Annotated in this window: 18 protein-coding genes and 1 pseudogene; 14 read left to right on the top strand and 5 right to left on the bottom strand. The window is 41.4% G+C overall.

The window, feature by feature from the left end; all coding sequences use genetic code 11:
* Nucleotides 1–10 precede the first annotated feature (10 nt).
* Nucleotides 11–1645 carry a sigma-70 family RNA polymerase sigma factor gene (locus G4P69_RS26555; RefSeq protein WP_208352333.1) on the bottom strand — a complete coding sequence of 545 codons (1635 nt, stop codon included), beginning with the start codon at nucleotides 1643–1645 and terminating at the stop codon, nucleotides 11–13.
* Nucleotides 1646–2073: 428 nt separating this feature from the next.
* On the opposite strand from G4P69_RS26555, the gene G4P69_RS26550 reads away from it, so the two are divergent.
* The 13 genes from G4P69_RS26550 (at nucleotide 2074) to G4P69_RS26490 (ending at nucleotide 16824) form a co-directional block, all read left to right on the top strand.
* Nucleotides 2074–2562, top strand: a complete 489-nt coding sequence (locus G4P69_RS26550) for a hypothetical protein (RefSeq protein ID WP_208352330.1) — start codon at nucleotides 2074–2076, stop codon at nucleotides 2560–2562.
* Nucleotides 2563–2654: 92 nt separating this feature from the next.
* Nucleotides 2655–3269: a helix-turn-helix transcriptional regulator gene (locus tag G4P69_RS26545; protein WP_208352327.1), complete on the top strand. Its 615-nt coding sequence runs from the start codon at nucleotides 2655–2657 to the stop codon at nucleotides 3267–3269.
* Between the two features lie 123 nt (nucleotides 3270–3392).
* Nucleotides 3393–4394 (top strand): iron-containing redox enzyme family protein, encoded by a 1002-nt coding sequence (locus tag G4P69_RS26540; RefSeq protein WP_208352325.1) that lies wholly within the window; start codon nucleotides 3393–3395, stop codon nucleotides 4392–4394.
* A 133-nt stretch (nucleotides 4395–4527) separates the two neighbouring features.
* Nucleotides 4528–4923: a hypothetical protein gene (locus G4P69_RS26535; RefSeq protein WP_208352323.1), complete on the top strand. Its 396-nt coding sequence runs from the start codon at nucleotides 4528–4530 to the stop codon at nucleotides 4921–4923.
* Nucleotides 4924–4937: 14 nt separating this feature from the next.
* On the top strand, nucleotides 4938–5495 hold the full coding sequence (locus G4P69_RS26530) for a cupin domain-containing protein (RefSeq protein ID WP_208352321.1): 558 nt from the start codon (nucleotides 4938–4940) through the stop codon (nucleotides 5493–5495).
* 116 nt (nucleotides 5496–5611) lie between these two features.
* Nucleotides 5612–7303 (top strand): AMP-binding protein, encoded by a 1692-nt coding sequence (locus tag G4P69_RS26525; RefSeq protein WP_208352319.1) that lies wholly within the window; start codon nucleotides 5612–5614, stop codon nucleotides 7301–7303.
* 98 nt (nucleotides 7304–7401) lie between these two features.
* Nucleotides 7402–7962, top strand: coding sequence for an HPP family protein (locus G4P69_RS26520; RefSeq protein WP_208344622.1), 561 nt, complete (start codon nucleotides 7402–7404; stop codon nucleotides 7960–7962).
* 371 nt (nucleotides 7963–8333) lie between these two features.
* A complete protein-coding gene (locus tag G4P69_RS26515) occupies nucleotides 8334–8564 on the top strand; it encodes a mersacidin/lichenicidin family type 2 lantibiotic (RefSeq protein WP_208344623.1) in 231 nt (76 codons plus the stop codon).
* Nucleotides 8565–8930: 366 nt separating this feature from the next.
* Entirely contained in the window at nucleotides 8931–9125 is a 195-nt protein-coding gene (locus tag G4P69_RS26510; RefSeq protein ID WP_208352317.1) for a mersacidin/lichenicidin family type 2 lantibiotic, read from the top strand.
* Between the two features lie 122 nt (nucleotides 9126–9247).
* Complete coding sequence (locus G4P69_RS26505; RefSeq protein ID WP_208344624.1) at nucleotides 9248–12559, top strand: type 2 lanthipeptide synthetase LanM family protein; 3312 nt, start codon at nucleotides 9248–9250, stop codon at nucleotides 12557–12559.
* Complete coding sequence (locus tag G4P69_RS26500) at nucleotides 12556–13164, top strand: hypothetical protein (RefSeq protein WP_208344625.1); 609 nt, start codon at nucleotides 12556–12558, stop codon at nucleotides 13162–13164. Before G4P69_RS26505 ends, G4P69_RS26500 begins: the two co-directional genes overlap by 4 nt.
* A gap of 3 nt (nucleotides 13165–13167) precedes the next feature.
* Nucleotides 13168–15435 carry a peptidase domain-containing ABC transporter gene (locus tag G4P69_RS26495; RefSeq protein WP_208344626.1) on the top strand — a complete coding sequence of 756 codons (2268 nt, stop codon included), beginning with the start codon at nucleotides 13168–13170 and terminating at the stop codon, nucleotides 15433–15435.
* A gap of 159 nt (nucleotides 15436–15594) precedes the next feature.
* Entirely contained in the window at nucleotides 15595–16824 is a 1230-nt protein-coding gene (locus tag G4P69_RS26490) for a bifunctional sterol desaturase/short chain dehydrogenase (RefSeq protein ID WP_208344627.1), read from the top strand.
* Nucleotides 16825–16964: 140 nt separating this feature from the next.
* On the opposite strand, the gene G4P69_RS26485 is transcribed toward G4P69_RS26490, so the two are convergent.
* The 3 genes and pseudogenes from G4P69_RS26485 to G4P69_RS26475 all read right to left on the bottom strand — a co-directional run bounded on the left by G4P69_RS26485 (nucleotide 16965) and on the right by G4P69_RS26475 (nucleotide 18777).
* Nucleotides 16965–17372: a helix-turn-helix domain-containing protein gene (locus G4P69_RS26485; RefSeq protein ID WP_208344628.1), complete on the bottom strand. Its 408-nt coding sequence runs from the start codon at nucleotides 17370–17372 to the stop codon at nucleotides 16965–16967.
* Entirely contained in the window at nucleotides 17347–17568 is a 222-nt protein-coding gene (locus tag G4P69_RS39525; protein WP_390693146.1) for a type II toxin-antitoxin system HigB family toxin, read from the bottom strand. The genes G4P69_RS26485 and G4P69_RS39525 overlap by 26 nt, the downstream gene beginning before the upstream one ends.
* Nucleotides 17569–17731: 163 nt before the next feature.
* A pseudogene (locus tag G4P69_RS26475) lies at nucleotides 17732–18777 on the bottom strand (ISKra4 family transposase).
* A gap of 843 nt (nucleotides 18778–19620) precedes the next feature.
* Between G4P69_RS26475 and G4P69_RS26470 the strand changes: the two are divergent.
* Entirely contained in the window at nucleotides 19621–20355 is a 735-nt protein-coding gene (locus tag G4P69_RS26470) for a DUF429 domain-containing protein (RefSeq protein WP_208344185.1), read from the top strand.
* Here G4P69_RS26470 and glgP read toward each other — a convergent pair.
* Nucleotides 20321–21340 (bottom strand): alpha-glucan family phosphorylase (gene glgP / locus G4P69_RS26465; RefSeq protein WP_208352314.1); only part of this gene is annotated, 1020 nt, incomplete at its 5' end. The two genes, G4P69_RS26470 and glgP, sit on opposite strands and share 35 nt — an antisense overlap.

Below are 21340 nucleotides of genomic sequence, written 5' to 3'. Positions count from 1 at the left end.
TTCAACCTCATTATTTTAAGGAATACAATATTTTTAACGATTCTTCTAACAGAGCATTAATGACTTCTAAAGAGACAGCTTTAGTTCGGAAAATTTCTATTTTTGAAACTCCTAATTTAGGAGAAGCTGATCTCACTACACTTTTCAATACTTTTTGCAACCATAATTGTAAATATTCATTGATCATCCGGTCAATCTCTTGGATTAAAGCAGCTTCTAATTTAGATTTATTTCTTAGAAGTATCTCCCCCAGTTCCGGTTGACTAATACCGAGCTGATTGGCAATTATTTGTTCATCCAGTTTTTGTCCATAGGTAAGCCGTAATACCTCTTGTTCTTGTGGTTCAAGTTTCTTTATTGCCTGAACCAAAGCAACATGAATCAAATCTGATTTTAGGGGAGCTTGGTAGTTACCAACTAGCCATCCTGTAACATATTGGTTCACCCATTCAGGAGGTTTACTTAATTGACATAGAGTTTTCAGGAGTTTAATTTCAATTGTTTGTAAGCGACGTGCAATTGCACCCTGAGTAACTTCAAGTCTCTCTGCTATCTGTTTTTGATTCAATCCAATTCCATAATAAAGGAGTAGTATTTCCTGCTGCTCCCGTTTCAAAGAAAGCAACTGCTCTTGCAAAGCTAACTCAGATTGCTTTACTGTTCTTCCCTGATTTTCGACAGAATCATTTACTTGACTATGTTCTAAAATTTCTGGAGTATCTTCAAACTCAGCTTCATAGCCTTTTTCTCGAAGTGCATCAAGAGAAAACTGTGGCGTAATTGATTTGGGGTAATTGTGTAAGGCAGTAATACAAATTTCCATCCAATCTTGTAGTTGCTTGCCTGTTATTTTTGCACCAGTAGAAACTTCATGAGGTACACCAGGTAACAACATTTGAGCGTTGTAGTATTCAGCTGTTAAAGCAAAATCTCCGCTATCAGGTTTAGGCCACTTTTCTCCCGTTCTTTTAGTTCTATTTTGAACTTTGTTCATCTGATAAACTTGTTGAAAATATTTTCGAGCAAAGAGAAATCTAGAAACTTCAGGTTCATACACTCCTGCTCTCACAAGCGCTTCTTTCAGTTCTTTATTGCTTTTTTGATGTAACAATCGCCATCTAGAGAATTTAGCAACATACGCCTCATTTTTTATAGTGTTTATCAAAATGTTTGAAATATAAGTGTCAAAAGAATAATTATCTGAGTTATATTTAGTTAATATTTGTCTAAATTTGAGAGTGTCATAAATTAAACATCTAGAATAAAATATATATTCTTCCCAAGATTTAGCTCCGTCATCTTTCGCGACTTGAACAGCAGACCAATAGCAACTTTCTTCACAGTAAACTGCTAAGTGTTCCCATGCTTTTTGTACTCGGTTATTTGGTTCCCATTCTTCCTTTTTTGGTAGGTCATTGAGAGCCATATCTATCCAGAACTGTACTAAGGAAACATAATCGTGCTGACTTAATAATGATGCAAACTTTTCATGTTGATTTTTGTATAACTCTATATTACGTTGCAAGTGCGGTTCAAATTTCCATTTAATTGTTAAGCGACCCTGATCACTTTCTACAGTCATATACATAGAAAATTTATCAACTAGGTTTTGACGGTTGGGTAGTCTGGGTACACTGGTATACATCGTAACCTCTTATTTGTGTGTGCAGGCTAAAGGGGAATATTTCTACATAAGCACTCTACAGGTTTGATGTTTAGATTCATGTTTAGGGACATATGCAACATCGTCTGAGATCTTGTCATCTATATTCTTCTAGATCGTACTGGAACTCGTTAGCCAAAGTGGTTCGATGGTAATCAAGGTTTACTATTTACTTACTTATTAGTACTATTTATGACCTTTTATGAGGTTTTTTTCTAAATCTTGTTATGAGGGGGTTTTTAACTTGACGTAGTAAGATGTTTAGTCACTTTAAGCAGAAAAATTCCAAGAAAATACATAACCACCTCATATTTCTTCAACACTCTTCCTAATGTAATCAATAGCAAAGTGAGTCTCAAACTTATGACTTACTACTTAACAGACAAACTAATCACAAAATAGGTAAAAAAATGAACAAAAAATTTATGGCGATCGCTCTAGCTTCCGTGCTTGCTGGTACACTTTGTTCCTTCAACTCTGCAAGCGCCCAAAGGTTTACTACTCCAAATGATGCCGAAGATACCAGTGGAGTGACTCAAAATGCTATCGGCGGGGCTGATGCTCCTGGAGTTCGTCTTGCTGCTTTCATAGATGGTAATCTTGGTGGAGGCACCGTAGTTCGTAGCAAAGGTGTAGCGTCTTTTACTAGTCCTGCAACTGGTCTTTTCTGTATTCGACCCAGTTCAGGCATCAACGTCAATAATATTGTGCCGATTGTATCAGTTGAGCAGTCAAAGTCTTTGGCTAATGACAATTTAGTTCAGTACCGATCTAATGGTTCCGGCTGCCCAAACGGTAACATCGCTGTCGCGACATTCCGATTTAACAATACCAGCGATGCCAGCGGTAACAAGTTTGTACAGGCAGACGGAATTGCCTTCACAATCATTGTCCCATAAAGCAGGAGTCAGAAATCAGAATCAATCTCGTTTGATGTGGATCTCACTCCGACGAGATTGAATACAAAGCTCTTATTCTTACTAACATAGCAATGATAAACACAATAAAGCCAGACTACATAAATTTTATCTCTAATATCAACAAACCTCCAAGCATGTTGATTGAGTTGATTAAGGAAGGGGTGATGTTAGTTTCTCAAAATTTACAACCCGTTTACCTAAACTCAAAAGCTAGAGAAATTTCTCAACAACTCCGGCAAACTAATTATCACTCACACACTCTACCTCCCGTCATTTCTGATATATATTATCGATTAACGAAAAATCTCAATTCTGAAGATAAAATTTTCATAATGGAGTACAAAGTTGCTGAGGAGCGAACTATTCGTATTCGCGCCTGCAACTTAAATCTTGAAGTTGACGATGAATTTAGCGCAGTGCCTGAAAATCGGCGATGGGTATTGTTTTTCCTGGAAGACCGCAGTGCAAGCTTGCAAGAAGAACTCTGGATAGAGCAGAAAAAATACGATTTGACTGAGCGTGAAACGGAGATATTGAATTTCTTATCACAAGCATATACCTATCAAGAAATTGCAAATCTGCTGCAAATTAGTTTGAACACTGTGAAGTTTCATGTGAAAAATATTTATGCAAAAAAACGTGATTTTTTAGGAAAAAACAAAATCTCTTTTGAGATAAAAAAATAACAAAATTACTACTCTATTGTGTGGTTTAAATGCTAGCAACTAATGGATAAAACATAAGAAGTAAGCTAATTTAAACCACTAGGTTTTCCAGCACTATTTAAATACAGAAAGGAAAATGTAATTATGAATCTGAAATTGAATTATCCTCAAAGAATGTCAGTAAAATCTGATTCATCACCGACCAAGTCATGGCAAGCTCTTAAGCAGTATTTTCAACAATATGTAGACCCTATCGAGCAAGTTGAAAAACTCGCATTTGAAGCCTTTGAAAATAAAGGAAGTCTTGCTTGGCGAAAGATTCAGTTTCTTTTATTTGACATGAACTTGCGCTTAATACGAGAGGGGTTTGGGTTAGGAACTTCCCGCTTCCTTAGAGAATGGGAACTTCGCCACCTGATTGAACAGATTGAGCAGCAGTATCTACCTCAGGAAGAACTTCCTACAGAAATCATAACTGTTGAAGCTTTTATGCCATGGCTCAAAGAACGTATTAGCCAGCATCGTGTCAACCATCATCCATTATTTAACCTGTTTGATCATGATGATTTGAGCAATGAAGAAATCCGCTACTTCCTTGCCAACTACCGAGTCAACATGCAACGCTTTCACCTGCACGTTGCTGCCTTCAGCTTAATTGTACCCTTTGAGATGCGCGAAGAACTTTATGACAATCTCTATGACGAGTTTGGTCAAGGTGATTTTACCCAGGCTCATCCCAATTTATTTGAACCTCTAATGGATTACTTTGGCGGAGCGCGGGAAGAGGATATCAATCCAGAAACTTGTCACCTGCTCAACACCAAAATTAATCTCTGCTGGTTTGCTGATGGACTGCATTATGGTATTGGTGGAATGGGAGCTTTAGAATTGGCAATTCCCCTACAACAACGCCGAATACTTGCACACCTACGACGTCGCGGCTTGAGTGAAGACATGGTGAAATTCTTTGTCGTTCACTGCGAACTCGATGAAGATCACGGGGAGGGATGGTTTGCTGCGGGAATGCCTTACATGCATACCATTGAAGATTTGCGAAAGGTATTCTCTAGTGCAATGCGGATGCTCGAAGCCAGAGCCGGAGTCTATGACGGTATTCTCAACGGCATTCTGGAACGCCGCAACTAAATCAACAAATGATTCTCTGTCACCTAAATGCTTTGTGTCGCGGTCGAAATTATCAAAGCCGAGGTCTATGTCTTTGCCATTAAAACTTAAGCATTGGTGACAGTACCTAAGTAAATAAAAAGGAATACAAGCTATGCCGCTAATAACACTAAGGGCTAATAAAATCTTTTCGGAGAAGATCACGAGAAGCCTTGCTGAAAGTTTATCTCTGGTAACAGAGAGGATTCTTCGGAAAAATAAAAACTTAATAGTTATTCGTTTTGAAACTTCTACTCAGCAAGCGCAATGGTTTGTAGGCGGTGATCTTAAAAGAGATGATGTAGCAATTTTTGAGTTGAGCATTATTGTAACAAAAGGAACAAATACCGATGAAGAAAAAGCTGAGTGGATAGCAGAAGCCTGGAGATTGCTGACAGAATCTCTTGATAATGCACTCTATCCCAATTATATTTCGATTCAAGAAATCGACGAAAAAAGCTGGGGTTATAACGGTCTTACTCAGAAAAAAAGAAAAATTAAATCAGCATAAATATGGAGAAGTAAATGTTAGAGAATAGCCAAATATCAAAAATATCCTCATCGGGATACAACGGCAAAAAGAAAAGTGACGGTCTTATTCCAGCAAGCCGTCAATTGATGAGCAATGGTCAAGTAAAGTTTGAACCATTTCCATACTATTCCATCAATGACAGGGTATTTAAATTGTCAGGTATGGAAAATGTTTCTTTACCTACTGATCTTGAGTTCGTACCATATCAACTAGATGTCAGAAAAGGTGTTGAGATTCACACAATCTTTAGTCTAGTAGACCAAGATCCTCAAGGTCCCGATGCTGCAATTCTTAAATATGAGCCTGGGGCGTTTGTTGCCTTGCATGAACACATAGGATATGAAATGGTTCTAGTGTTAACTGGGGATTATATTGAGAATGGAGTTACCTTCTTGCCGGGATCATTAATACTTCGCTCACCAGGCACCTTTCATACAATGGCATCCATCAATGGATGCACTATCCTGGCTACGCGTTATATTAAGGTCAAGCAGAGACCTGATTTATGGAATGAGTTTGCTTCAGGTAACGAAGACGTTCAGCCTGTTTAACGATAGCCATGTGCAAAGTACTCTGATCGGTGTGGTCAGAGTACTAACATCTTCAATGATGAATTATGACATTTTAACCGCGTACTATATCGTTTTATATTAATAGGGTAAAACCCATGCATTCCTATGTACCATTGAGTCCAACCACTTTCTTAGAGCGCAGTGGTCGGGCATTTCCTCAACGAAGCGCTATTATCTACCCTGATGGAATAGTGACTTACGCCGAGCTATTGCATAGATCTCGCTGTTTAGCACAACTATTGAAGCGGCTCCAGGTGGGCTACGGCGATCGCGTTGCTGTCCTATCAGAGAACAACCGCCAAATCATCGAAACTCACTTCAGCATTCCAGCCATCGGTGCCATGATCGTCATGCTCAATCCTTGGTTGGCACAGCAGGATCTCTTATCTCTGCTAGACTATTGCCAAGCAAAAGTCTTGATTGTGGATGCTTCCTTAAGTGAGAAAATCCTCCTTAACCCTCAGGTTAACCTTTCCCACTTGCAACAAGTTATCGTTATTGATGGTGCTGTGAACCCAATTTATTCTGGAGTTCTCGACTACGAAACCTGTCTGGCAGGTGAAGATGGAGATTTTATGCTTGATCAAACTGTTGTTAGCGAACTGGATCCCCTCGCCATCAACTTTACTTCTGGTACCACTGGTCGTCCAAAAGGGGTGATGTGCAATCATCGAGGCGCTTACCTAAATGCACTCGGACAGGCACTTATGATTGGACTCAACCGAGCTTCTAAATATCTGTGGCTGCTCCCGATGTTTCATGTTAATGGGTGGGGACATATTTGGGCAAATATTGCTGTGGGAGCCACCCAAGTCTTGTTACCTGGTCACGAAATTCGAGACAGCTGTTGGGAGCTAATCCAGGCACTCTCTCAATACCAGATTACCCACCTGTGTGGTGCTCCCCGACTCGTGCGATCGCTTGCCGAAACTCCAGGCGACAAAGAAGGGTTTCAGGGGCTGACGATTACCACAGGGGGAGCAGCTCCTACACCCACGCTGATCCAGAAATTAGATCAGATGGGGGTTAACTTCATTCACCAATATGGGTTGAATGAAACCTATGGCCCCTATGTTGTCTGCGAGGAGCAAGAAGAATGGCAAACATTACCCCCCAAGAACCGCGCCCTCAAACTTGCCCGTCAAGGGGTAGCAACTATTCATGCTGGAACAGGGTTACGGGTAGTGGATGGCTCAAAACAGGATGTTGTTTGGGACGGTCGTACCTTGGGGGAGGTGATCGTAGCAGGCAATACAGTAGCGACAGGTTACTACAACAATCCAGAAGCTACTAAAAAAGCTTTTAGGGATGGGTGGTTCCACACTGGCGACATGGCAGTTATCCATCTAGATGGCTACCTGGAAATTCGCGATCGCTTGAAGGACTTAATCTACGTTGAAACCGACTATGGTTGGGAGAACATTTCCTCTATCGAGATCGAGAATGTACTGTGTCAACACGAACAGGTGCGAGAAGCTGCAGTTATTGGTATCTCACCTGAAGAGCTAGGAAAAAACTGCACTCAGCTAGTGGCTTTTGTTGAGGTAAAGGACTCTCAAGCCCTTACCGAAGAAGATTTGCGATATTTTTGTGGGTCTCAACTTGCCTCCTACAAGCAACCCCAAGTGTTTTTCTTTACCAACTTGCCCAAGACATCGACAGGCAAGGTTCGCAAGGACTTATTAGAAACAGAAGCGGTTACCAACATCAAGCTTGTTAACGGTTATCACTACGAGCAGCGGTTATCAATTAAGACCGCACCGCACACCTTGATAACTGTTAGCTAAATTTTCAGTCATTTTCTGGACAGACTTGTCTATATAAACTATCATTTTCTTGTAAACAGACTGGTCTGTATAAAGCCAACAATTACAGGTGAATATGCATGATTAAGCAATTGAGCAAGAAGATTGGTAGTACAAGAAAACTAAAGTCTTGGATAAATTTCTTTGAGAAGCTAAAAGGGGATAATACTCAATTACCTCCTAAGCATTCGGCTAGAGCAATAACGCTGGCTTGGTTAGGAGGATTTCTAGCAATAAGTGCAGTTGCGCTTCTCTCCAATACATTTTCTGTGGCACTTGTACTAGGCTCTTTTGGAGCTTCCTGTGTTTTGGTATTTGGATTTCCAGATGTACCCTTTTCACAACCACGAAATGTGCTTGGAGGTCATTTTTTCAGTTCCTTTATTGGTTTAATATGTTTGGCGCTCTTTGGGGCAACATGGTGGTCAGTTGCCATAGCTGTTGGTACTGCCATTTCTGTGATGATGTTTACCCGAACAACTCACCCACCAGCAGGCTCCAATCCAGTCATTATCTACCTTACCAAACCAGCCTGGAGTTTTTTATTATTTCCTACTGTTTTTGGGGCAATAGTTTTAATCTTTGTTGCACTTCTATATAATAATATCACTCGCGAAAGTAGATACCCGAAATATTGGTAAATTAGCCAATTGATCAAAGTATTACTTTGTATAAAGTGAGCGAATTTGATTAACGTATTGCATTCTCAAAATCTGTTCTTTAATAAATGTTTATTGAAGAACATTCATAAAAGAATAAAATAGATAGATTATGAGAAAAATAGAAATAATAAGACTACTCAAAAGTGTAGTGTATTCTCTATTATTCTAAATTAGAATAAAATAACAAAATTACTTACAGCAGCTTTTAGATAAATGAGGTAAACAGACAGTGTAAGAGCCTTTCGTAGAGTTACGCTATTCGCTCCTACATCCCTACCTCACTGAAATGGCAAAGCGCTGTAAACCAGTAGAATTATTGACTGAATCTAACAAAAAAATAAGGAGATTTTATGTCCCACGATAAAATCATTCGTGCTTGGAAGGACGAAAACTATCGACAAAGTCTCACCGAAGACGAACGGTCACAACTACCAGCAAACCCAGTAGGGATGCTTGAACTAACAGATTCTCAATTACGAAATGCTATTGGGGGAAGAAACTCTACTTATGGCGGAGAGGGAACTTGCAACTCTGGCATTATTGCTTGTACTCTTCCTATTAATTGTCCTGCAAAGCAGTAGTACAGCACTTGAGAAAAACTGACGACGTTGCTTATAGATTGCAATAATGACGAGTGGGCTAACATACCTCATTCGTCATTTCTTGTTAGTAGGTTTCGCAGCAATTTATGTAGTGCATTCTAGATATAGAGGCAAAATACCTAAAATATTTTTTTATTTATGCGGTCTGCTACCATGTGCATACTGTATGAGCTGTAAATAAAACCGCTATGCTCAGATGATTAAGTAGATTTAGAGTTAAGAAAGAATAGTAAAACTACTCAAAAGTGTAGCTTTTTTTCTAAAAATACAACTTATAACAGAATGAAGAGATTACTTATTAATTAATCTCTTTCACAAAAAAACTAACAATAATAGGAGAAAATTATGTCTCACGAAAATATTATCCGTGCCTGGAAAGATGAAGAGTTTCGTAATAGCCTAAGTAACAAAGAGCGCTCCCTGCTCCCAGAACATCCATCTGGTTTAGTTGAGCTAACAGATAGAGAACTAGGAGCTGCTGCTGGAGGCGTTCGTGATACGCTGTCTCAGTGCGAAACTGTTCGCCGTTTTTGTAAATGATGATTCAAATCTAACAAATTATCATTTTTGATTGATTAGTAACGATGGGTAGACATGGAACTACCCATCGCCCAAATAACTTCAAAATTATAAAGTTATAGCAGTTTGCTATGGGATATTTTATGGAGCCGTCAAATTTTCAAAATCCAGATTGGTACCGAGCTCTTACGCTTACTGAACGTATTGCATCATTAAAGTCTAGCCACAACAAATCACTAAAGATAGGATTTAATTCTGATATTGCTCTGCGTCATGCTAACCGCTGGAAATCACAGCCTCCTTTTGACAAGGATTCATACTTTACACAACGTCTTGCTACAGAAAACATTAGTGAAGAGGAATTTCTTCGTATTCTTGGTGAACCAATTGAAGCTGTTAGCGATCGCTACTTGAACCCCCCAGCTTGGTTAACAGAGTTAGCACAAGCCTTTTCTCGCGTTCCTGCTTCTGAACCAATGACTTTTCCAGAAGCACTCAAAGATATAGAGACAATTGGTTTTTTAGAAATAATTGAACCACTGATTAATCAAGGGCGCGATCGCCTACATAAAAATATCCAAGCATTAATCAAAACATATTCGGATTTACCATTCAATCCTGACACTATAGAAGACCTTTTATTTATTAATTTGCCAAAGCGTCTACTAATGATGTTAAGCCCCACATTAGTATTGGAATTAAACGTAGCCCGTCTGCAAGGGTTATTGCAAGGTAACACACCACAAGAAAGATTTCAAAGTTTTGTTGTGCGTCTACGTCAACCCGATGTGGCGTTAAGTATTTTACAAGAGTATCCTGTTCTAGCCAGGCAACTTACTATCTGTATTAAGCGTTGGGTTGATGTTAGTTTGGAGTTTCTTCAACGTCTGTGTAGCGATTGGGGGAAAATCCGAACAAAATTCACGCCTGACAAGGATCCGGGTGTATTAACAGAAATAAGTGGGAATGTAGGGGACAGCCATCGAGATGGACGTAGTGTTGTCATTGCCAAATTTAGTTGCGACTTTCAAATAGTTTATAAGCCGCGCTCCATGTCCCTTGATATTCATTTCCAGCAATTATTACACTGGATTAATGAAAGAGGAGAACACCCCCCATTCCGGACGTTAAATATTCTGGATCGCGGTACTTATGGATGGGTTGAATTTGTAGAAGCTCAAACCTGCACTTCTAAAGTAGAAATTCAGCGATTTTATCAGCGCCAGGGAGGATATTTAGCAATTTTGTATGCTTTGGAAGCAGTTGATTTCCACCTCGAGAATCTAATTGCATCAGGGGAACACCCAATTTTGCTTGACTTAGAAGCACTGTTTCACCCTCGCGTTGACTGCATAGATCTCAAACAAGCAGACCAGCTTGCCAATAGTATGCTTAATTACTCAGTATATGGCACTGGTTTGCTTCCTCACCGGATATGGTCAAACGATGCATTTCCAGGGGTTGACATTAGCGGTTTGGGAGCAACAGACGGGCAATTGAGTCCTCACGAAGTACCGCGTTGGGAAGGAGTGGGAACAGATGAAATGAAACTTACTCGCAAGCGCGTAGAAATGCCAGGAGCGCAGAATTACCCAACTTTTAACGGCGAAAAAGTTAACGTGGTAGATTACACTGAAGCGATCGCCAACGGATTTACCAGCTTATATCACCTGCTATTACAGCATCGGGATGAGTTGTTGGCTGAGAATGGATTACTAGCTAACTTTGCTAAGGACACCGTGCGAGTCATTATTCGAGCGACCCGTACCTATGCTATGTGCGAGAGCGAGAGTTTTCATCCCGATGTGCTGCGTAACGCCCTTGATCGCGATCGCTTATTGGATCGGCTATGGCTAGGAGTTGAGCATTTTCCTGACCTAGTGCAATTAATCCCTAGTGAGCGTGAAGACTTGCTCAAAGGCGATATCCCCATATTTACAACTTACCCTGAATCAAACGATCTCTGGACAAGCTCTGGTCAGCAGATTGTCGATTTTCAAGGTCGACCCAGCTTGATTTCTGTGCAACATCGGGTGCAACAGCTTAGCGAAGATGATTTAAAGCGGCAACTTTGGATTATTCGTGCGTCTCTCACATCGCTTTATCTTAGTACAATAGGACAAAAGGGAAATTCTACTTACCCACTGATTGAATCGGAAATTGTTGCTGATCGCGATCAATTGTTAGCCACCGCTCAAGGAGTAGGCGATCGCTTGAACGCATTAGCTTTGTGGGGTGAGGAGGATGTTTCTTGGATTGGCTTAACTTTGGTTAATGAACACAACTGGTCTCTTACCCCACTTGGATACGATCTCTACGATGGAATGCCTGGTGTGACAATGTTTCTAGCTTATTTGGGTGCAATCACCCAAGAGGAACGCTACACTAAATTAGCCCGCGCTGCCTTAAATACGTTACGGCATCAAATAGAGAGAAATCGCTCATTCATTACCCAAATTGGTGCCTTTAATGGGTGGGGAGGATTAATCTATACTTTCACACACTTGGGTCAACTATGGCAGCAACCCGAACTCATTAACGAAGCAGAAGGATTTGTTGACTTTCTTCCAACCTTAATTGAGCAAGATGAAGTATTAGACATCATTGGTGGTGTAGCTGGTTGCATCGGTTGTTTGCTCACACTCTATCGATGTAAGCCATCTGAGCGAACGTTAAATGCTGCTATTAAGTGTGGCGATCGCCTGCAGGCTCTTGCCAAACCGATGAAGCACGGAATTGGATGGCTCGTAAAAGGTATTGCAGAAAAACCACTAACAGGTTTCTCTCACGGTGTGGCAGGTATTGCTTGGGCGCTGCTGGAATTAGCTGCAGTTACTGGGCTTGAGCAGTTCCGAACAGCAGCGATGGATGCGATCGCTTACGAGCGGAATCTTTTTTCTCCCACCGCATTGAATTGGCCGGATCTGCGCCATTTTGAAACTTCGGTTAGGACAGGGAATCAAGGGCAGGTTTCATTTATGACAGCGTGGTGCCACGGTGCACCTGGGATAGGATTAGCACGCCTTCAGTGTTTGCCGTACTTAGATGATTCAAAGATCCGCTCAGAAATTGATACTGCTCTCAAGACTACGCTGTCTCAAGGATTTGGTAGCAATCATTCCTTGTGTCATGGCGATCTCGGTAATCTCGAACTGCTGTTACAAGCAAGCGAAATTTTAGGGGAACCGCAATTACGTTCTCAGGTAGATCGCTTAGCAGCTATTATCCTCAATAGTATCGCTCAGCATGGTTGGCTTTGCGGAATACCTGGTAGAGTGGAATCCCCTGGACTGATGACTGGACTAGCAGGGATTGGTTTCGGACTGCTGCGTCTGGCAGAACCGAAACGCGTACCCTCAGTACTAGTGCTGGAACCCCCAACTCTCCACGAAGAGGTGGTGAAATCTCAGCACTTAGAAGAAACATTACTGCAAGTAACAAGACCTGCAACATGAAACGCTCACGTCGCTCAATCTTTCGCGATGATGCAGTTCGTCGCTATGTAGAAAGCAGAGAAAAGTCGGTTTTACCAAGATTGGTTTCTCCACGGATGTTTATTTACCTGTGGTTTCTGTTGGGGTTGCTCTTAATAAGTAGTATTGTTGCTTGGTTCAGCAAAGTACCTGTGTATGCTTCTGGCTCAGCAGTCGTTGTGCGGTGGAAGAGCAAAAAAAACACTTCTGGAAATATTGTTGTCGCCGCTTTTTTCCCACCTCAGTATCTCCCAAAGTTACAAACAGCCCAAAAATTGTTTCTGCACTTTGACGGAATGAGTGTCAACGGAGCTTCTCGGGGCGAGAATCGTTTAGAACGCTCGGTCATTTTTGTGAAGCCAGAGATTAGTAGCCCTGATGTTGTTCACAAACAGTTTGCTCTTGATTCTGGAGCAGCACAAAACATTACTCAGCCAGTAGCAGCAGTTGTTGCACAATTGGAGCCTATATCTACAGGGCTGACTGGTTCTACATACTTGGGCAGTGTTGGTCGTGCTGATGTTGAAGTTGGTAAAGCTAGAGCTGTATCTCTTTTACCACTGATTGGACATTTTTTTGAACAGTGAATCATGAGTACTTTCTGGACAACACAAAAAATCAAACCACGGTTTAAGGTAATGGGCTTGCGACTTAAACATTTAATCTCGCTTGCACGCTGGATAGGAACTCTGCACGCTCATCAGCGGCGAGTTCCTGTCAAGCTGCAATTAAGTTCAATGGAGTGTGGTGCAGCCAGTCTCGCCATGATTCTCAGCTACTATGGCAGGCAAACACAAGTTTCTGAATGTCGAGAGTTGATTGGCATTGGTCGAGACGGTGTTACTGCTGAAACTCTTGCAAGAGCTGCGCGTACTTATGGGTTGCAGGTGAAAGCATATTCCGTAGAAGATCTTGCGGATTTTAAGTATGTGCAACTACCGGCGATCGCCCATTGGAACTTCGATCACTTTGTCGTCGTAGAGCATTGGTCACCAAAGCAGGTTGAGATCGTCGATCCAGCTAGCGGGCGATATCGCTTGACCAGCCAAGAATTTGATGCTGGCTTTACAGGCGTTGTATTGACTTTTGAGCCTGGTCTTCAATTTCAATCCTGTCGCCCAAAAGCCCAACTATCGTGGCACAACAGTTTAGCCCAATATGTTTTCCATACACCCGGGTTACTGTTACAAATTCTTGGCACCTCCCTCTTGTTACAGATCTTCGGGTTAGCGCTGCCGATCTTGACCCAAGTGTTGATAGATCGTGTCTTGCCGCTTCACATAACTAGTGTAATGCCTATTCTCGGTATAGGAATGCTTATCCTGGTTCTAACGCAGATGGTGACCACTTATTTGCGGGCAGCACTTCTAATTTACTTGCAAGGGCGCGTTGACGCGCGTATAATGCTTGGCTTCTTCGACCATTTGCTTTCACTCCCTTTTCGCTTTTTCGAGCAACGAACAACTGGTGACCTCTTGATGCGGCTTGGAAGCAACGCCACGATTCGGGAAACTCTGACCAACCAAACCCTATCGATAATTCTAGATGGCGGTTTTGTCTTGGGGTACCTAGTTTTAATGCTTCTTCAAGAGCCTTTTTTTGGCATCATGGTTCTGATTTTGGGAATGTTGCAGATTGTACTGGTCTTTGGCACAAATCGTCGGGTGCACGACTTAATGCAGCGCGAGGTATTAGCTCAGGCAGAATCTCACAGCTATTTAGTCGAAGCCTTAACAGGAATTATGACTCTTAAAGCCTCTGGAGGAGAAAATCATGCTTTTGATCACTGGTCTGATCTGTTTTTCAAGCAATTGAATGTCTCCTTACAGCGAAGCCATCTAGCTGCTGTTATCGACACAGCAATGTTGTCCCTGCGTACTTTTTCACCCCTATTTTTATTATGGATTGGGGCGCTAAGAGTATTGGACGGAACGATGGGCTTGGGAACAATGCTGGCGTTAAATGCGATCGCGACTTCATTCCTATTACCTCTAACAACCCTTGTATCAAATGCTCAACGCTTACAACTTGTGGGCGCTCACCTTGAGCGGCTTACCGATGTTTTAACAACAGATCCAGAGCAAGAGTTGCTTTCAGTTCAAACTGCACCGCTACTAACAGGTCGAATCGAATTAAACCAGGTGAGTTTTCGCTACGATCCAAATGCCCCACCAGTCTTGCATAATATCTCACTCACAATTGAACCTGGGCAAAAAATCGCTTTGGTTGGGAAATCTGGATCGGGAAAAAGTACACTAGCTAAGCTTTTACTTGGGCTTTACGTACCAACAGCCGGGGAAATTTTTTATGATGGTATGCCCTTACAAGCACTAAACTGGCGTACATTGCGGAGTCAATTTGGTGTTGTACTCCAAGAGCCATTTCTTTTCAGCGGTTCTATCCGCCAAAATATTGCTGCTAATAATCCCAGTCTTGGTTTTGGGCAAGTAAAAGCAGCAGCACAGCTTGCGGCTATTCATGAAGATATTATGCAATTTCCAATGGCTTACGAAACAAGAATTGCTGAAGGAGGTAATGGACTATCTGGGGGACAACGCCAACGTTTAGCGATCGCGCGTGCCTTGGCTTCAAAACCTGTTATTCTCTTGATGGATGAAGCGACAAGTCATTTGGACAGCATCACTGAGAGTTTAGTCGAACAAAACTTGAGCAAGATCTCATGCACTCGGATTGTGATTGCTCATCGGTTGAGTACTATTCAGAATGCAGATAACATCATAGTCCTTGATAGAGGAACAATCGTTGAACAAGGTAGACACAAGGATCTCCTTGCTCAAAATGGATATTATGCCTCACTCGTACTGCACCAAGCCAACCTTGCCGAATCAAACGCCTAACCAGCCCTGTCGCCTTGCGTCGAGATTATTTACATTTACAGTACAATTCTATGTGACCAAAGCAATGCTATCCTAGATTGTCCCGTAAGGGAGATACGGATCTTTTGTCTTCTGGCTGTTTATACAATACAACTTTTTTGAGTGTAGGTGGAATTGGCGATGATAAGCTTTTGTATATTAGCTATTATTTGGGGCTTGGGGTCTATTGTCTGGGTAGAATTGGTACGGGATCTATATCATGTCCTAGCTCATATTAGTCCATTTTTGTATCGGCAGCATGTGTGGCATCATCGTGTCTTTTCCAGAGATTTCACATTTGCAAATGCTACAACTTATCGTCAAGCACAGTGGCGTAACGATCTGCCGGAATGTTTAGTAATGATGCTGTTTACTCTAGTACCCTGGTGGGTAAGCTGTCAATGGACACCTGTTTATAAGTGGGCAACATTATCTGGAAGTCTCTACACACTGGTATTTCTTGTATCCTGTGTAGCGCGTGGTAGTGGTAGCGAATGGGCTCAAAAGACGACAGATGCAACTCACAGACCAGGTGCTTTCATGTCTCCTCCAGGAGATTGGTTTGTAAATCGACCTTATCACTGGCGGCATCACTTTGATGATGATCATGCTTATTATTGTAGTACTTTCACTGTGTTAGATAAGCTAATGGGTACCGCGCTATCGTTTAAAGGCAAGACAGTCGCAGTGACGGGAGCTTCTGGAACCTTGGGGCGATCGCTACTTCTACACCTTCACCAAGGGGGTGCAAAAGTGATGGCGTTGACTTCAAAGTCGGAATCGGTTACTTTGACGATAAATGACGAACCTCTAGCTGTAAAAACCATTACCTGGCAAACTGGTTGTGAGGCTCAACTAGCTGAGCAGTTGAAGAAAGTAGATATTTTAGTAATTAACCATGGCATTAATGTGAGGGGCGAAAGAACTTCAGAAGCCGTCTCACAATCTTATGAGGTGAATACATTTTCTGCTTGGCGGCTAATGGAGATCTTTCTGAGTACTGTCCGTACCAATGAGGATATGGCTCTTAAAGAAGTATGGATAAATACATCTGAAGCAGAGGTGAACCCCGCTTTTAGCCCTCTGTACGAACTTTCCAAACGCACTTTGGGAGATTTAGTGACATTACGCCGTTTGGATGCTCCATGTATAGTGCGAAAACTAATTTTAGGACCATTTAAAAGTTCTCTCAATCCTATTGGAGTCATGTCCAGTGATTGGGTAGCGCGACAGATTGTGGCTCTAGCTCGACGTGATGCCCGTAATATTATTGTGACAATTAATCCATTAACTTATCTACTGTTTCCAGTGAAAGAGTTTTTTGTGGCGATGTATTTTAAATTTTTCACCCACCCGGCTAGAGATGTTTAGCTCAGGAGCTTAATTAAATATAGAAAGACGACTTTAGAGGTCTTTAAAGTAACACCAACAAAAGCGTGTTCACGCTTTTGTTGGTGTTATTCTCCTGACCTGTATTCTGAAATCTGACTCCTTCTTTAAAGACGATTAGACTAAGCAACCAAATGATGAGGCGAAATCTGGAAAAAAGCAGCCAATTCTTGAACCTGATTTTCAGTGAGTTGACGTTTACCGTTCAAGATATCTAATACAGTAGACTCGCTTCCACATATGTGAATCAAATCTTTAGGTTGAAGATTTGATTCCTCTAACAAAGCTTTCAGTAATTCAGTACCTTTAAGAGTAGGCATCGGTTCATATTTTTCTTCGTAATCATATACGAGAGTTCCCAGCACCTTCAGATAGTCTCTATCATCTTGTGTTATATTTTCCTTATCGAGAATAGAATTAATCCGGTTCTGCGTGGCAATTAACTCAGCCTCATTAGTAATTGGACGGGGCGGAAATCTATTAATTAGCTCCATGTAGTAGCTGCTAGGACTTTGTAAACCAATCGTCATTTTTCCAATTCTCCTTATCATATTCCGCATGAGTAAGCACAGAGCGGACAAATGCTATTTGGTAAGCGTAATCTATATATGTGATAAGCCGATAATTATTGCCACTAATATTGAAAACCGTGAAATTACCAACTGGATCTGCGGAAGGAAATACTTGGCGTAAGTTGTTCAAGTTTTGAAAATTAGAATCAGATATGCGCTAATACCATAATAACAGTCCGAATTGAGCATTGGAATGTTTTTCCCAAAATTCCCTTAGCGTTCTTTTGCTAATTACACGCATTATAACTTACCATATCTTCTATGCCCGCTACTAGTATACTCTGCAACGATTTTACCGGGAGCATCCCAGTTTTTATTTAGCGAGCAAAGATTAATCCATTAAGATAGGCACAACGGTGAGCCAGAACTTGAGGAACGTTCTCAACATTCCATTGTGCGCCAGAAATTTGAGTTCGACGATCAATTTGTTTTACGGTAGATTCAATTGCACCAGATCCAATAGAACAAATTTGCTCGGCTTGATAATACTGGTAATTAACAATACGGTGTCGATGTTTCTCCAGATAAGCACAGAAGTTCTCTGCTTGCTTTAGTGTGCACTCAGCGAAACACGCGATGCCTGCGGCGGGCTACGCCTACGCATCATCAACTCGTCCTTGCCACAGGTGGTGTTTAGCAGTGTTGATCCTTTGCATTGAACCACCAACCTTATAAAGATTTTCCATGAGGTGGAACCAATCGAGAATTTCGCGTCGCTCTATTTCAGGTGTAAATTCGCGAACAATGTTCCAGACTCCATCATGCCCATCCCCAAGACAAGTGAGAATTGGAGCCAACGCTTGGTGGTTTACCCAATCAATCAGAAGATCATTTTGTTGAAATGAAGCTGCCATAGCCAGCAAGTCATGTAGACAAACAGCTTTATAGCCTTTCCACTCAGATGGTTTTCCGGTTGCTGTGCGGATGCGGATGTTCCCCCCATCAACACTTAATTCCTCAACCATTGATTCTACCTGTGGCAGTTCAAAATTTTGACGGTGTACCAGTCGCTGTTGTACACTTTTGGAGACTTCTATTCCAGTTGCATATTTCACATCTTCTGTTGCACGTTCGTATGATACCGCAGCACTTGCTCTCAAACAGCAGGCTTCTAGATATGGACTTAATTGACTATGAGGTTTAAGTTCCAGCTTTTGTGCTTGGGAACTCGTTATTGGCAATTTTCCGATAATGCTTTTTACGAATCGTTTATGTCCTGTTTTTTCTCCTGTGACATTTTCGATAAAAAAACCCCAACAGTAGGCATTACATGTTCTTGCATTTGAGTGCGTACTACTTCTTCTATCTTCCCTAAGCTTGTTAGTTCCTCCACTGGAGCTTTCTTGTAAAGTATTTTAGCGATAGCGAAGCGCTGCTGCTAAGAGCAGATCGCACGAGCGTGTTCGATTACAAGTTGGTTTTCTTCTTCTGTCATAACGGCTCCAGGGAAGCGATTACATGGGTTACTGCCTTACTTTCTCATACTTTTTTTACATTTGATGGAAGAATAAAAACTGGGATGCTCCCATGAGCCAGAGCATTTAAGAACTATCCGGGATCGCCTTCTTAATAGTGAAATACCGGTCAATAAGCTATTAGAACTTTATCAACAAATTTTATCCCATAAGGAAATTCTCGGAGTTGATAGTTTAGAAGAAAGGGAATTAATCCTGTCCGGAATAGTAATTAAACAAGACGGTTTTCTCAAAGTTCGTAACCGTATTTACGAATCTATTTTCAACAGTAATTGGATTAATATGTATCTTTAAAACCAGTTCCTATGAATGAAGTTGGTCAGATTTCCTAAATGTCATCAGAGTGGATAAAATTACCCCTCATGTTGTTAGAAATATTGGCGAATATTGGTAGTTCGGTGGCTAATTCTTGTTTGAAGGTACAGTCTGAGCCTACTAGTCAAGCAACAGAAGTTCTGGTGTCTTATATCTGGTAAGTAAATAGGCAAAAATAACAGGAACTATGTAAAGTTTTGTAAAACGGCTTGAAAGGCTTGTAGCTACATTTTAGTGCGCTAAAGCGCGACTACGAACAAAGGAGAATTTTTTTATACCGACCTACTTACCTGTATTGAAAACCACTAACGCCAGAATGAGTGTGTAATCAATTAACATTCAGAGTGGAAAGCGATTATACGTGTAACTAGTAATTCTTACTATACCACTATAACTGCACAATAAGGTTAACAACAATGAAATTTCTTGGCATTGACTTAGGGTGGAAATCGCAACCAAGTGGACTATGCTGTTTAAAGTGGGCAGATCAACAACTGCAAGTAGTTGACCTAGATCGCAAAGAATTAATTGCAGATATCCTTGCCTGGATTGACACCAGTGTACAACCAGATGAAGCTGCTATCATTGCCGTAGATGCACCTACCCTGATCCCGAACGTTACAGGGAGTCGCTTACCTGACAAACTGAGCCACAAATACTTTGGTAAATATCATGCTGGTTGCTATCCAGCAAATCTCAGTCTACCCTTTGCTGATCGCACTGTAAACTTTGGTTTAGCACTCGAAGAACGCGGATTCAGCCACGCACCAACCATTGAACCTCAAAAACTGGGCAGATACCAGATAGAAGTTTTTCCTCATCCTGCTATTGTTCAACTGTTCAACTTAGAACGCATCCTCAAATACAAAAAAGGACGCCTCAGTGAGCGTCGCTTAGAACTTCTAAAACTTTACAATTACATTACCGAAATCCTACCTACCCTAGAACCTTGCCTTGGGGGTTTATTTTCTTGTGAAATTCCTACCACAGGTGCAGCATTAAAAGAAGCAGAAGATAAATTAGATAGTCTTATCTGTGCTTATGTTGCTGCACACTGGTGGTATTGGGGTGAACAACGTAACTTGGTGCTAGGGAATTACACAACTGGTTACATTGTCATCCCTCTTGGTGCGCCCAAACAATACATCTAGGCTCGTAGGGACTGGAGAGATATTTGTGTTTTGGCAACACTCGCAGAGACAAGCCTTGTAAACCAGAGGTATTGTACTCAATACTAGCTGTGTAAGTACTTAATGCTTGTTCATCCTCTCCTTTGTAGTTCATCACTACAGATTTACCATTGACAATGTCGCCATTAGCATCTACTGCACCTTGGTAGAGTTCGACTTGAACGTCGTTATTTGTTAAAGTTGCCAAATCAACTTTAGCTGTGACACTAAAAGTTTGGTTGACTTTAATATCTGTTCCAGCAGATACATTAACATCTTTAACTTTGATATCGTACCAATGGGTAGTCAGTTTTTCTTTCCAAACAGCTAATTCTTTTGCTGGAGCGTAGTGGCTCTCGCTGAGAGTGTAGTAGCGATCGCTTGCAGGGAAGTAAGCCCGTTCTGCGTATTCTCGAACCATCCGAGCTGTATTAAAAAATGGACAATTCAAGCGAATTGCATCCTTCATTTTGGCAATCCAGCGCCTTGGTAAGCCGTCCACATCACGATCATAGAAAAGAGGTACGACTTCCTTTTCTAGGAGATCGTACAAAGCATTTGCCTCGATCTCATCTTGGTAAGTTGGATCATCATAGATTTCTCCATGTCCGATCGCCCAACCTGTACGAACATAATTAGCTTCATCCCACCAACCATCTAGTACACTGAGATTTGGCAATCCATTCATTGCTGCTTTCATACCACTGGTACCAGAAGCTTCCCGTGGACGACGCGGGGTGTTTAACCAAATATCGCAACCAGCCACCATTAACCTGGCTATGTGAATGTCGTAGTTAGGAACAAACACAATTTGCTTTTCCCAGCCTTGTTCACGGATAAAGTGGTTAATCTCGCGGATAAGTTCTTTACCTGGAATGTCTTTTGGGTGGGCTTTTCCGGAAATAACGAATTGTAATTTGCGGTTCTTATTCTCAAATAAAATCCGCTTAATACGCTCAATGTCGCG

Source organism: Aetokthonos hydrillicola CCALA 1050 (assembly GCF_017591665.1).
Lineage (GTDB): Bacteria > Cyanobacteriota > Cyanobacteriia > Cyanobacteriales > Nostocaceae > Aetokthonos > Aetokthonos hydrillicola.
The sequence above is the reverse complement of the archived record's forward strand: the minus strand, read 5'-3'. Positions and strand labels throughout refer to the sequence as shown.